The sequence below is a fragment of the [Bacteroides] pectinophilus genome (genome assembly GCA_025146925.1).
GTDB lineage: Bacteria > Bacillota > Clostridia > Lachnospirales > Lachnospiraceae > Bacteroides_F > Bacteroides_F pectinophilus.
In genome coordinates this window covers 2900954-2915480 of sequence record CP102260.1, presented here as the reverse complement: position 1 = coordinate 2915480, position 14527 = coordinate 2900954, and the positions used below count along the sequence as shown (strand labels likewise).

11 protein-coding genes are annotated in these 14527 nt (G+C 45.0%); all 11 read left to right on the top strand.

Annotated features, from left to right (window positions below):
* Positions 1-55: 55 nt before the first annotated feature.
* The 11 genes from NQ488_13835 to NQ488_13785 are packed head-to-tail and all read left to right on the top strand — an operon-like array spanning position 56 to position 14523.
* Positions 56-421 carry a PqqD family protein gene (locus NQ488_13835; protein ID UWN95602.1) on the top strand — a complete coding sequence of 122 codons (366 nt, stop codon included), beginning with the start codon at positions 56-58 and terminating at the stop codon, positions 419-421.
* The gene (locus NQ488_13830; GenBank protein ID UWN95601.1) at positions 421-2583 is read left to right on the top strand and encodes an NAD(P)-dependent oxidoreductase; all 2163 of its coding nucleotides are present in this window, start codon (positions 421-423) and stop codon (positions 2581-2583) included. The genes NQ488_13835 and NQ488_13830 overlap by 1 nt, the downstream gene beginning before the upstream one ends.
* Positions 2580-3509: a hypothetical protein gene (locus NQ488_13825; GenBank protein UWN95600.1), complete on the top strand. Its 930-nt coding sequence runs from the start codon at positions 2580-2582 to the stop codon at positions 3507-3509. Before NQ488_13830 ends, NQ488_13825 begins: the two co-directional genes overlap by 4 nt.
* Positions 3510-3555: 46 nt before the next feature.
* Positions 3556-5991, top strand: a complete 2436-nt coding sequence (locus NQ488_13820) for a hypothetical protein (GenBank protein ID UWN95599.1) — start codon at positions 3556-3558, stop codon at positions 5989-5991.
* Between the two features lie 10 nt (positions 5992-6001).
* Positions 6002-7867: a DUF2194 domain-containing protein gene (locus NQ488_13815; protein UWN95598.1), complete on the top strand. Its 1866-nt coding sequence runs from the start codon at positions 6002-6004 to the stop codon at positions 7865-7867.
* A gap of 37 nt (positions 7868-7904) precedes the next feature.
* Entirely contained in the window at positions 7905-9305 is a 1401-nt protein-coding gene (gene pelF, locus NQ488_13810; GenBank protein UWN95597.1) for a GT4 family glycosyltransferase PelF, read from the top strand.
* Positions 9306-9324: 19 nt separating this feature from the next.
* Entirely contained in the window at positions 9325-10776 is a 1452-nt protein-coding gene (pelG, locus tag NQ488_13805; GenBank protein UWN95596.1) for an exopolysaccharide Pel transporter PelG, read from the top strand.
* A complete protein-coding gene (locus NQ488_13800; GenBank protein UWN95595.1) occupies positions 10773-11153 on the top strand; it encodes a DUF2304 family protein in 381 nt (126 codons plus the stop codon). The genes pelG and NQ488_13800 overlap by 4 nt, the downstream gene beginning before the upstream one ends.
* Positions 11150-12376, top strand: coding sequence for a glycosyltransferase (locus NQ488_13795; protein UWN95594.1), 1227 nt, complete (start codon positions 11150-11152; stop codon positions 12374-12376). Before NQ488_13800 ends, NQ488_13795 begins: the two co-directional genes overlap by 4 nt.
* Entirely contained in the window at positions 12363-13157 is a 795-nt protein-coding gene (locus NQ488_13790) for a glycosyltransferase family 2 protein (GenBank protein UWN95593.1), read from the top strand. Before NQ488_13795 ends, NQ488_13790 begins: the two co-directional genes overlap by 14 nt.
* A complete protein-coding gene (locus NQ488_13785; protein UWN95592.1) occupies positions 13135-14523 on the top strand; it encodes a DUF4832 domain-containing protein in 1389 nt (462 codons plus the stop codon). The genes NQ488_13790 and NQ488_13785 overlap by 23 nt, the downstream gene beginning before the upstream one ends.
* The last annotated feature ends 4 nt before the right edge of the window (positions 14524-14527 follow it).

Genomic DNA, 14527 nt, shown 5'->3' with positions numbered 1-14527 from the left:
CTCATATCATACTATAAAAAACATCATGCATTGTCAATTGGCAAGTAATATACAAATGCGGTTTGAATATGATACAATATGCACAATAAAGCTTGATACAGAGGGGCTGGTAATTATGGCATTTAATTCGGAATATGCATTGGAGCATGCGGCAGGAACATGGTGGATAATCAAATGCGCACAGACACCTGACAGATATACGCCTCCGGTTCCGGTCAATGACAGCGGCGCGGAGATATTCAGGGGATTTATCGGGAATAAAACGGCAGAAGAGATTGCAATGCAGCTTGCTTCGGAGTATGGTATATCAGTGGAAGAGGCGCTGACAGATGTCAATGCATTTGTCAGGCAGCTTGCAGCACAGCCGGGGTTTTTGCCCCGGAATAATGAATATAACTCAACATTTAATCGGGTGGAATAATGAAAGTATTATTGATTGGTGATGCGAACAGGATTACAGGCGCGATAGCCGATAAGCTTAATAAGGAAGGACACAGGGTATTTGCCCTGATGAGCAGTAAGCGTACGCATTACAGACATGTATATGAAAAATATATATTTGAGTATGACAACACGTGCATGAAGGATGTGTTTGAGAGCATAATGCCGGATCTTACGATATTTGCGGGGGCATATGATGATTCGTTTGACTGGAACGGACTTGAGGATGCACAGGTGGCTTACACGGCAGCACTTGGCAACATGCTTGCAGCATATTCAAGGCTCAGACGGGGAAGGTTTGTATATCTGTCCTCTGAGGAGGTATACAGGGCAGATATGACTCAGGCATCGCAGGAGAATGCTGCAGTTATCAAGGCAAGATCGGTGCGTCAGGGTGAGACAACATGTGCCAATTACAGGATTGCAACCGGAATGGATATAATAGTTGCAAGAGCTGAGAATATCTGCTTTGTGCCGAAGAATGCGCAGGAGGTACGGGATGTATGTTCAAGAGCGTGTGTTGAGATGCTTGAGGACGGACAGATTCACTGCCCGGGCATGGATGTATCACTGCTTGCACTGCCGGATGCTGTATGGTTCCTCTATAATATATTTACAGCAGAAAAGTGCAGATATCCGGTGTATACCGTAACTACCAACAGCCACATATCGTACAGTGATATGATTGATATGATAAATGCAGCCTTTGGCAGAAGGGTTCCTGTAGTATATGACGATTCAGAGGATGTCATATGGGTTGAGGAGCTTGAGGTGCATGACTATGCCGAGGAGTTTACATTTGCAATATTCTCAGGCACAAAGGAGTGCGCAGAGGCGGTAATTAAGGCGGTTAATAAGAATCCGGGAAGATACATCACAAAAAAGGCGGAGCAGCTGAGCAGGTCGCAGCAGATAGCAGCATCTCTTAAGTCCATTCTTAAGACATTTGTTCCGTTTATTGAAAATATGATATGCTTTATACCATTTTTCATGATTAATAACAGGGCGGTGGGAAGCCAGTTCTTCGGAAAGCTCGACAGCTATCTTCTGTATGTGCTTCTGTTTGCAATCATATACGGACAGCAGCAGGCAACATTTTCTGCGATACTTGCGGTTGCCGGATACTGCTTCAGGCAGATGTATACTAAGAGCGGCCTTGAGGTAATTGTTGATTACAATACTTATGTATGGATAGCGCAGCTTGTAATACTCGGACTTGCGGTAGGATATCTGAGAGACCGGCTCGTTGTGCTTAAGAGGGATAAGGACGATGAGATAGAATACCTTAAGCACAGGCTCAGGGACATTGAGGAGATAAACAGAACCAACGTAAAGCTTAAGAATGAGATGGAGCGTCAGATAGTCAACCAGAGTGACAGCATGGGTAAGATATATGAGATTACGTCCTCACTTGACAAATACGAGCCTGAGGAGGTTCTGTTCTATGCCGCTGAGGTTGTGTCAAGGCTTATGGAAAGCCGTGATGTAGCCATATACACGGTGTCCAATGAGAACTTCGCGCGCCTGATATCATTTACATCAAAGACGGCCAGACAGCTTGGCAATTCTATAGAGTTCAGGTCATATAAGAACATGTATGAGGATTTTGCCGCAGACAGGGTATTTGTGAACAGAAGGCTTGAGGAGGGGCTTCCTATGATGGCTCTTGCAATCAGGTCAGAGGGAGTCATGAAGCTTATTGTCATGCTGTGGGATATTCCGTTTGAACGCATGAATCTGAGCATGGCAAACAGGCTTAAGATAATAGGCTCGCTGACGCAGAATTCGGTAGTGCGTGCGGACAGATATATGAGTATTCTTGCGGGGCAGAGATATATAAGCGGCACACATATTCTTGAGAAGGATGCATTTACATCGCTTGCAGGGGCATTTGTTAATGCACGCAGAAGAGGGCTTGCAGAATGTTCATTTATAAAGGTTGATGCGGGGGACGGCGGGATTGCCAAAGCCGGAGAGAGCCTTGAACGTATTATCCGTAATACCGATTATATGGGGGATGCCGGAGACGGATGCCTGTATATAATGCTTGCGAGCACGGACGCTGACGGCATGCGGTATGTTGAACACAGAATTGCTGAGGCGGGCTACCAATATGAGATACCTGAGGAGATGGGTGCATGAGTTCGTATACGCTGATAATAATACTGGCGGTAAACTGCATATGTACGCTTGCGTTTCTGGTGTGGGGGCTGGTTATTGTGCCTAATACAAAGATAAGGCAGCACATACCGGGAGGAAGAAAAAGATATCTGCTCTTGTCGGCGATGTTTCTTTTGTGCCCGGCTGCAGGCTTTGCATGTTACATTACCGCACTTGCTGCCGGAAGGATATTTTTCAGAAAAGATGCGGATCTGTCGGGGGTTGTGTTCAGCAAGGACAGGGCAGAGACATTTGCAAGAGCGGATGAGGAAAGAGAGCTTAACATAACGTCATTTGAGGAGGCAGTTGCCGTCAGTGACTACAGAAGCTTAAGAACGCTGATGCTGAATGTTCTGCGAGGTGATGTAAGCCAATCGCTTGCAGCGATATCGCTTGCACTTAACAGTGCGGATTCAGAGACGTCGCATTATGCGGCAACGGCGCTTCGTGATGAGCTTGGCAGGTTCAGGGACACTGTCCGCAGGATTTATATTGAAATCGGTAAAAGGGACGAAAACTGTGCAAAATACTGCTGCATGGCTATAGACTACATGAATACGGTGCTTGAGCAGAAGGTGCTTGCCGGTATGGAGCAGAAGACATATACGGATATGCTTGATGAGATAGGTGCGGTTCTATATGCGGCTGACAAATCGCAGTTCACGCCTGAATATTACGGAATGATAAGCATGAGGCTTACTGAGATGAAGGAATATGACAGGGCTGAGCGCTGGTGCGTGGTCGGTAATTCGGAATATCCGGACAGCCTGATTCCTTACAAATGCATGCTTAAGCTTTATTATGAAGCAAGAGACAGAGAGAAGTTCTTTGAGACAATGGAGGCTCTGCGCAGGTCGCAGATTACTATAGACAAAGAGACTCTTGAGCTGATAAGGGTTTTTAACTGATAAACGGTACAAATATAAATGGCAGAAATGGAGCTCGGATTTTAAGATGTCAATGACAATGCTTACAATATTACAGATGACCGGAATATTTGCACTGTATTCTGTTATTACGGTGGGCATACCGGCGTTGTTTTTTCACGGAAAAGTACGTGACAGGAGAGCGCTGGAACGGCTCATGGTATATTTTACAATTGGTAATTTCTATATAATGCACATAGTGTTTGCTCTTGAGCTTATGCATATTGCAAACCGCATAACGCTGATTACGGCTGCTGTAGGAATTGCTGCACTTGCATATATCATAAAGGTTCTCAGAAAAGGAAAGGTATCTGAGAATGAGGAACTGAACAGAGTGCTTGAACGTATAATTGCCGGACTTACGGTGCTTCATAAGGGGCTTGAAGGAATTATCGGGTTCAAAACATTTGTTAAAATGCTGTTTGGGTCTTTATACACGCAGTTTGGGCGCTTTATCAGGAAAATATTTTCATTCGTAAAGAATAATCTTATAGAGACACTGCTATTTGCAACACTGGCAACATGTCTTGTGTGGGTGTACGGTCAGAATTATGCCAATCTGTACGGTTATGCGTTCTCAGACCTTCCGGTACACAATTACTGGATAAATGCAATGGACGAGAATAATATATTTGCGGCGGGCGTGTATCCGTTCGGGTATCACTGCATTATATTCTACATGCACAAGGTATTTGGCATTGATACATACGTGCTTCTGAGAGTGTTCGGATTCACGCAGACATTTTATATTTATATAATGCTGCTGCTTTTCATAAAGGGCATCTGCCGTTCAAGATATGCGGCATACGCCGGATGTCTGGTATATGCGGGGTATGACATATACAATCTTGAATGTACGAGGAGATATCTCGGAGCACTTCCGCAGGAATACGGTATGCTGTTCATACTTCCGGCAGTTTACTTTGCAATAAAGTTTTTTGAAGTGCGTAAGACAGAGATTGATGAAGGGCTTCTCAAGAAAAAATGGCATGTCGATTCTTCATGGTATCTTGTGGGCTTTGCACTCAATTTTGCCATGACGATTGCAGTGCATTTTTATGATACGGTAATAGCCGGAATATTCTGTGCCGGAATAATGCTTGGATTTGCATTCAGGTTCTTCAGACCGCGGTATCTTGGAAGGATTGTTGTTACGGTACTTGCTGCCGTGATAATAGGAGCACTTCCGATGGGGATTGCGGTTGCACAGGGCAAGCCGCTTCAGGGCTCTATAGGCTGGGGAATTAATGTGATTCTTGGCAAAGCGTCACAGAGTTCAACTACATCATCTGATGTTAATAAGGAAGCTGATAAGGAGGCGCAGGAGGAGAAGGAGACTAAGGCAGCAGCGGACGGCAACACAGGGAATGCTGCTGCAGGCAGCAGCGAGGTCGCGCCTGCTGCAGGCGGCAATTCGGGTTCGTCTCCGACAGCAGGCAGCAAGCCTTCGCAGAACAGCAATTCAGGCGGCAACGTGGGTGGCAATAGCAGCAATTCAGCCGGAATTACCGCCCTGCTTACAGGAGCATACAAAAATATAGATTCCGGGCTTACAGCCAATGTGCTCAGATTCAGGATTGCTTATTTCTTACCGGCGGTGCTTGCGTGTGCGGCGCTGGCAGCACTGACAGGTATTCTGATGCTGATATTCCACAGATGGAGATATGTGGCAGGGTATAATGTTACGCAGTATGGCGCGGTGCTTGTGTCAGTTGCTGTAATGTCGGTTCTCATGCTGGTGCTCGTATCGCTTAAGAGGCTTGGGCTTCCTGAGCTTATGGATTATAACAGGGCGAGAGTTTACTACGCTTACCTGCTTACAATATTAATGAGTGTTATTGTGGATATTCCGTGCGTTCTGCTTGGCGGAGTATTCAGGAAAAGATGGATTGCGAATCTGTTATCGCTTGCAGCCGGCGTTGCGGTTATTGCGCTTGGCTTCGGATATAATCTTGTGAGACAGCCGTTTACAACATCAAGACTTGAAACTAACGGAGCGATAACGTGTCTTACCAATATTATACATGACAACAAAGATAATACGTGGACGATAGTGTCTGCCAATGACGAGCTTCGTATGCTGTACGGACACGGATATCATTATGAGCCGATAACATTTGTGCATCTTCGTGAAAGTAAGCACGATAACAGAAGAATTACGATTAATACGGAGTATGTATATTTTTACGTTGAGAAAAGACCTCTCGATTATCTGCACCCGTATGCAGGCAGCGGACAGATGGTTTCGGAAGAGGGAGCGGCAAGAAGCACGCCTGCCGGCAGCGGAATAACAGTTTATTATGGCGAGAACAGATGGGTGATTATGTCCAAAATGTACTACTGGGCGCAGAAATTCATGAAGCTGTATCCGGATGAGATGACAGTATATTATGAGGATGATGAATTTGTCTGCTACAGGCTGAAACAGAACCCATACAGTCTGTATAATCTTGCAATTGATTAGGTGATGAGCAATGGTTTCAAGAAGAAATTTTCTGGCAATTACGCTTATAATGTTTCTGGTACTTTTTATGTTCCAGTTTTCAGAATTTATGAAAAATTTTTATAACGATTACGGAACTAATCCTTATGCGGATTCAGACACCGTACTTACGCAGAATACGGCAATACAGACGAATGACGGAGCTCAGGCTGTGGCTGATGGGAATGACTATGCTGTTGTCATAGGAAGCGGAAGTGCATCATCTGATACAGGGCGTGTTATTAAGCAGTGGTGTTCATATTACAGTAAAAATATAATCTACGTTGATGACCCTTCTTCATACACTCCCGCGTCACAGCATATGCCGGAGGTTATATTTATAGATTCCGCAGGGATTAATTATGCGAGATACACAGAGGATATTGAACGTATTGTTAATACAGGCTGTACCGTGATTTTTTGCAGCCTTCCTTCTGCGGATACGATAAAGTCCAACCAGCGCCTGTCTTCACTCCTCGGCATAAGGGAGGTTGTACATGACAACGCCGCAATCAGGGGGATAAGGCTGTTTGACGGATTCCTGCTCGGCGGCGGGAAGTGGTATATCGCTGACAATGAAAAAGAAGAAAAATATCAGGACATGCAGACTAATGCTGCGTGGTATGCGCTTAAAGCGGGAAGCAAGGTATACATGGCAGGCGTACATGATGATATGTATGGTGAGATTGCCAATGAAGACGAACCGTGTATAATATGGCGCTACAGAACTGACAAATCCTGCATATTTGCGATAAATGCCGACTATGCGCAGAGTAATACGGCACTTGGAATATATTCCGCAATGCTTTACGAGGCAGAAGGAAGTATAATATATCCTGTCGTGAATTCACAGAGTGTAATAGCGGTCAATTATCCGTCATTTGCGGATGAGAACAGTGAGCAGATGAAAAAACGCTACAGCAGAACAATGACAGAGGCTATGCGCGATATTATCTGGCCGAACCTGTCAGGGCTTACCAACAGGCTTGGGGCAAAGGTGACTTATATGGTCACTCCGCAGTATAATTATAAGGACAGTGCCGGTCCGGATGCTGATGAACTTGAGTACTATTTCAGGCTGTTCAGGGAGAATGGAGATGAAGCGGGATGGGCGGCGTATAACCTTCAGGATTCAACGATGCGACAGAAGATAGTTGCCGATTATGATACATTTAGAAGAAATGTACCGGATTACCGGCTGGTATCCATGTATATAAATGCGTCAGGCAGGGATAAGACCATGAGCCTGCTTAAAACGTCACTGCTTAAGGATGTCCGCACGGTTGTTACGGATTATGATGCGACAGACCGGCTTTTTACATATCTTAGCAGTAATGTTACAGAGCTACGTACCACGAATGACGGGCTGGGTTATTCATATATGAATGATTTTAAGAATCGATGTATAGAGACGGCGCTGGGGTATTCGTCGGTGACGCTTGATATGACAGATGTTCTTGCTCCGGATGACAATTCGCCTGAGTGGAGTGATGTGTATGAGAACTTTGCAATCAATCTTGACGGATATCTTGGAAGCTATGGCGCATTTGACAAGAATACGGTATCTGAGACTGACAGCCGCGTAAGACAATTTATGACGGTAAGATGCAGCAGTGTGCGTGACGGCAATGAGATAAGGGTAACTCTTGCGGGAGTACAGGATGAGACGCAGAGCAGATTGCAGAATGAAGCCCAGGATGTGACATATTATGTTCTGAGGACGCACGGAGAAGAGATAGAAGCCGTTGATGGCGGTTCATTTAAAAAGATAGAGGACGGTGCGTATCTTATATCAGCACAGCAGAGGGAATTCACAGTTAAGCTTAAGGATGCGGACGCGTTGAGGTATACTGATTAAAAGCATGAAAGGCAGCAGATTGGAAGAGAGGGAAAGCATGAGAATATGTATGGTTGCCGAGGGCTGTTATCCGTATGTGGTAGGTGGCGTATCAGGATGGATAAACAGCATGATTAAGGCATTTCCTGAATATGAATTCGTAATACTTGCGATTATTTCCAACAGAGAACAGAGCGGCAGGTTCAAATACACACTTCCGGACAATGTTGTTGAGGTGCGAGAGGTGTATCTTGAGGATGCTGAGTGGGGGCGGATGAAGCCTAAGAAAAGACGGCTTACAAGAAAACAGTATAATGCGCTGTACGGGCTTGTCATGAATGAGAATACGGACTGGGATACGCTGTTTGATATGTTTGCAGGGCACAGGCTGTCCATAGATGAGCTGCTTATGGGACCTGATTTTTTCAGCGCCGTGAGAGACTGCTATAATGCCAGATACGGCAATATGATATTTTCGGATTTCTTATGGACGATGCGCTCGATGTATCTGCCGCTTTTCTTTACGCTGGCATCGGATATTCCGAAGGCAGACCTGTACCACTGTGTAGCTACGGGCTATGCGGGAATCCTCGGCTGTATGGCTAAGCACCGCTATAAATGCGGGCTTATAGTATCCGAGCACGGAATATATACAAGAGAGCGTGAAGAGGAGCTTATCAAAGCGGAATGGCTTGCTGCGGAGTTCAAGAATCTGTGGATTGAACAGTTCAGAAAAATGTCATATGCGGCTTATCAGCGTGCGGATATAGTTACATCCCTGTATGTACATGCAAAGGAGCTTCAGATAGAGCTTGGATGCCCGGAAGACAAAGCTGTCATAACTCCTAACGGAATAGATACAGGCAGATTCGCAGATATTGCAGGCAGGGCTCCGGATGACAGATATATTAATATCGGTGCGGTGCTTCGTGTGACTCCGATTAAGGATGTTAAGACACTGATTATGGCATTTGCATATGCCAAAGCGAAGGTTCCTATGCTGAAGCTCTGGATTATGGGACCGTGCGATGAGGATGAGCAGTATGCAAAGGAGTGCTACGCGCTTGTTGAAAATATGCAGCTTGAGGATGTTGTATTTACAGGGCGTGTAAATGTAGATGAATATATCGGCAGGATGGACTTTACAATACTTACGAGCATAAGTGAAGGCCAGCCGCTTACGATACTCGAAAGCTTTGCGGCACACAAACCTGTGATAGCAACGGATGTGGGTAACTGCTACGGACTGATACACGGTGAGAAGGATGATTACGGTGATGCGGGAATCGTGACACACATAATGAACATGGAAGAGATAGCAGGAGCGATAACTAAGCTTGCACTCGATGAGAAGCTTCGGCGGGCTATGGGTGATAACGGGTATGCCCGCGTGATGTCGGGATACCGGCTGGAGGATATGCGTAAGACTTATCGTGAGCTGTATTCGCAATTTGAGTAATGGGACAGGATGGAGAGCAATGGCAGGAATAGGTGTCAGACTTAACAAATTATTTGAAAAAAGAAGCATTGTTACAGCTTTGGCGGGAATGGGCTACAGTACGGCGGTAACAATAACTCCGATGGTTGTAGTCATGGCGGCAATTCTTCTTATGGAGAAGTTGCTTGGCTTCTACAATCTTCCGTATGTAACAAAAGAAGTGTTTTTGTGCACAACGCTCTATATATTTATATTTGCTATGCTTGCGGCTTCTCCTTTGGGTGCGGTAATATCAAAGCTTATGTCAGATATTATATTTGAGGAGAAATTCGGTGATATAATGCCGTGTTATTATACCGGCCTTGCGCTTAATATGGTAATTGCTGCCGTTCCGGGCCTTGCATTTGTAATACACGCACTTGCCGTGGGTAAGGTTGCACCGGCGGTCATAATGCTTGGATATATAGGATATATGGTACTTGTGTTTGTATTTTACACAATGAATTATCTTTCGATATGTAAGACTTATGAGAAGATAATGCTTTTCTATCTCATCGGCATGGCATTTGCGGTTGTACTTTCGCTGATTCTTCGCTATGCCGCAGGCGCAGCGGCTGAGATATCAATGCTGATTTCGATTGATGCAGGACTTTGTATAACCGGAGGTCTGGCACTGGCGGCTTTAAGACAGTATTTTGGAATGTGCAGCCGCAATTATGGCAGGCTTATCCAATATATCGGAAGATTCAGGAAGCTGACAGCAGCCAATACATTATATGCACTGGGGCTTTATGTGCATAATTTCGTGTTCTGGGGTTCAGAGCTTGGGACACATGTGCTTGATACATTTGTGTATGCGCAGTCTTATGATCTGGCATCATTTATCGCGATGTTTACAAATATTTCGACAAGTGTTATCTTTATGGCAAATGTAGAGATGCATTTTCACAAATCGTATAAAGAATATTCAGAGGCGGTAATAGGCGGACGTTATATAGATATTGAAAAGACGAAAAACAGGATGTTTGGTACGCTTGTCAATGAGATTATGAGTGTTGTCAGGGTACAGTTCATAATCTCGGTTGTCATGTATCTTGTATTCAGCGTCGTACTTGACAGATTTGGATTTAACGGGCTTGTAATGACTATATATCCGGTGCTTGCAGCCGCGTATTTTATTGTATTTATAATGTACTGCTCGTTTATTTTCCTGTATTATTTTGAGGACGTAACGGGGGCGTTAAGAACCGCACTTATATTTTTTATCTTTACGGCGGCAGGCAGTGTGATTGCGGCGCAGTTTGCAAGAATGTGGTACGGTTCAGGACTTCTTGCGGGAGCAATTGCAGGCTGGACTTATGCGTATTTCAGGTTAAGGTGGATTGAAAAGAATATAGATTACCATATATTCTGCCGTGGAAGTATTCTTAAGAGAAAAAGGGCGGGAAGACCGTCAGGTATTGCATATCTGAGAAAGGAGCAGGGACGATGACACCATTTATATTGAGGATGATAATGGTATGTGTCGGAATCGGACTTATCATACTGAGTTTTGCATCATATGCAAGGAGAAAGGTTACTGAAGGGATTGGATTAAGCTGGGCGGCAGCCGGGATTCTTATAATTATATGTTCAACGATACCGGGGCTGTACGGATGGAGCAGTGTTATATGCTCTTCAGATTATATAGTACTGTTTGTGGCATTTTTTATGCTGGCTGCGGTTATGTATAAGCTGTCAGTCGCAGTGTCACTTCTGACAAGGCGCAATCAGGAGCTTGCGATGCAGGTGTCGCTTCTTAATCAGGAAAATGAGAGGATTCTTGCGGAGCTTAAGCAGATTACCGGTAAGGATATAACAAAGATATGATGGATGATAAGTATGTTAATAACAAGAAAAGCATATTGTTTGTAATTAATACAATGGGACAGGCGGGGGCAGAGAAAGCGCTGCTTGCACTTATGAATATGTTTGACAGCAGCCGGTATGAGCTGTATTTGTATGTGCTTATGGCTCAGGGGGAGATGATTCATGAGGTCCCTGCACATGTGATAGTGCTCAATAAGCGTTACTGTGATATATCAGTGCTTGCAAAGGCGGGCAGGTCTGACATGATAAAGACGGTTCTTGGGGCGCTGCTTTTAAGAGGCGGGCTGTTCAGGGATTTTGGTTATATTGTGTCGAATGCATTTGCAATGATAAGAGATAGAAGATTTCAGACGGATAAGCTTATGTGGCGTGTGCTTGCGGATACCGCTGACAGGTTTGATAAGGAATTTGACCTTGCGGTTGCATATCTTGAGGGAGGCTCCACATATTATACGGCTGATTATGTTAATGCGAAACACAAGGCAGGCTTTGTGCATATAGACTATGCAGAATCAGGCTATACAAGGAAGCTTGATGGGGGCTGCTATGCCAGGCTTGACAGGATATTTACGGTATCTGATGAGGTTAGGGAGAATTTCCTTAAGGTATATCCTGAGTATGTGGATAAGACGAGAGTGTTCCACAATTTCCTCAATACAGAGAATATTAAAAAGCGTGCAAAGGCTGAGGGCGGATTTACGGATGATTATGACGGAATCAGGCTTCTCACAGTTGGCAGGATAACATACCAGAAAGGCTATGATATTGCCGTTGAAGCCATGAAGATACTTAAAGACCGCGGCATTAAGGCAAGATGGTATGTCCTTGGTGACGGGCCGCTTCGTGATGATATAAGCAGGCAGATACGCAAGTCGGGGCTTGAGAAGGATTTTGTGCTTCTCGGTGCATGTAACAATCCGTATCCGTATTATGCACAGACGGATATCTATGTCCATGCGACAAGATTTGAAGGAAAGAGCATAGCAATTCAGGAGGCACAGGTGCTTGGCTGCGTAATAGCGGCATCTGACTGCAGTGGTAACCGTGAACAGATAGAAAATGGTGTTGACGGTATATTATTTGAATATACACCCGGCAAAATAGCTGATGCCATACAGGAACTTACAGAGAACCCTGAGAAGGCAGAAATGATGGCGTTGGCTGCATCCCAAAAGAAGATAAATAATATCAAAGATATGGAGCATATATATGAGCTGCTGTGATGAAAAAGATCTGCTGGTAATTATACCGGCATATAACGAGGAAAAGAATATATCTACTGTGCTTGATGCACTGGAAAATATGCATGTGACGGATTATGCGGATACTCTTGTCATCAATGACTCGTCATCTGATAATACTAATTACATTGTCCGTGAGCGTAAGTTTGCGCTTGTTACACATGTATTTAACCTTGGGTACGGAAGTGCACTCCAGCTTGGATACAAATATGCCGTGCGCAGGGGATACAGATATGTGATACAGATGGATGCGGACGGACAGCATGACGTATGCAACATAAAAACAATATATGACGCACTTAAGACACCTGACAGTGACGGACATTATCCGGATATAGTTCTTGGCTCAAGATACCTTCCGGGAAGCTCACCGTTCAAGGTCTCTGCGGTTAAGAAGTTTGCATACAGCCTGTTCAGCTTTATGATATGGTGCGGAACAGGAAGAAAGATTAAGGATCCGACAACGGGGCTTCAGGGACTGAATTACAGGACGTTTTTGAGTTATTCGAGGTATAACCGGTTTGATGACAAATATCCTGATGCCAACATTATACTTCACATGCTGTTGTGCGGATACAGAATAGTTGAGATTCCGGCAGTCATGCATCAGAGACAGTTCGGCAAGAGCATGCATTCGGGACTTAAGCCGGTCATGTATATGTTCAGAATGACGTACAGCATACTTGCGGTGCTTTTGCGTGACAAAGTGCTTGGAGAAGAAAAGCGGGCGGGAGAAGAGGATGTGCTTATCTGGAAGAAGTAATTCATTAATTACATTTGAAAAGCTGTTCGGCAAAGAGAGCACGGATTATGACGGCAATCCGTCTAAGGGCTGGTACGGTCTTTATCCGTTTGTGATAAGCGAAGAACCGGATTTTGATAATCTTGTATGGTCACTTGCCGACGGGGATGTTATTGCACTTGTGCGCATTGATATAGGCAGAAGACAGCCGGGAGTTGGGACAGGCTCACCGTTCACGGATGCGGAGCTTGACCGTGCAGACCGTATTCTTACGTGGTTTGAGAAGCACAGCCGTGAAGTGATATTAAGAATTACATATGACACTGAAGGAAAAGGGATGGAGCATGAGCCGTCCCTTATTAAAAATGTAGCCGGGCACATGCGTCAGTTAGGCTCTGTAATCGCCGCACACGCAGATAACATAATTGTGCATCAGGGAATATTTGTCGGAAGCTGGGGCGAGATGCATGACTCAAAGTTTCTTTCGGAAAATGCAGTCTGTGAGCTGTATGAGACCCTTGTGTCTGCATGCGGGAACAAGGTGAGGATAGCAGTGAGAACACCGATGCAGCACAGATTTATTATGAAATATCTTACCCGGTATATGGGTACAGGTAACGCGGATACGGACACAGACATTCTGCGTCCGGCACTATACAATGATGCGATACTTTCATCGGAGGATGATATGTGTACTTATGCCGGAGGGCGCACGGTATGGGCTGATTATCAGGATGAAGTCTGCACTTATGCGGTCTGTGGAGGAGAGGTAATACATGACAATCCGCTTAATGATTATGATAACGCGGTAAAAGAGCTTGCCAATATGCATATTACATATCTTAACAGACAGTATGACATGGCAGTCCTTGATAAATGGAGAAGTAATAATGGATATGACTATATAGGCACGCATCTGGGGTACAGATTCGTTGTGACTGATACAGCGGTAGGCCGGGATGCAGAAGAGGAGACAGGCGGTAAGACACAGACAGGCGTTGGCAGTATATATATAAATGTCAGAATAGCCAACCGGGGTTTTGCCTGCGTATATGACAGGGTAAGATTACTGGCAGAGTTCCGAGGTAAGGACGGAGGCTGCATAAGCCGCGCAGAGGTTATGAGCGACATGTCGCGGATTAAGCCGGGGGATGAGTGTACTGCCGTAATCAGGCTGCCGCAGGAATGCTCTTATATGCCTGAAGTGCATGAGCGGGAAATGCATCAGATGGACAATGACAGCTTCAACAGTGAAGCAGTGGCTACATTATGGCTCAGGCTGGAGAGAGTAAAGGATGCAAAGGTGCTGGGATTTGCCAATGAAGGTGCGGGCGCTGCGCTGCTGGTGGGAGCTGTGGTAAGGAAAAATGAGAACATAGGGGGATAATTAA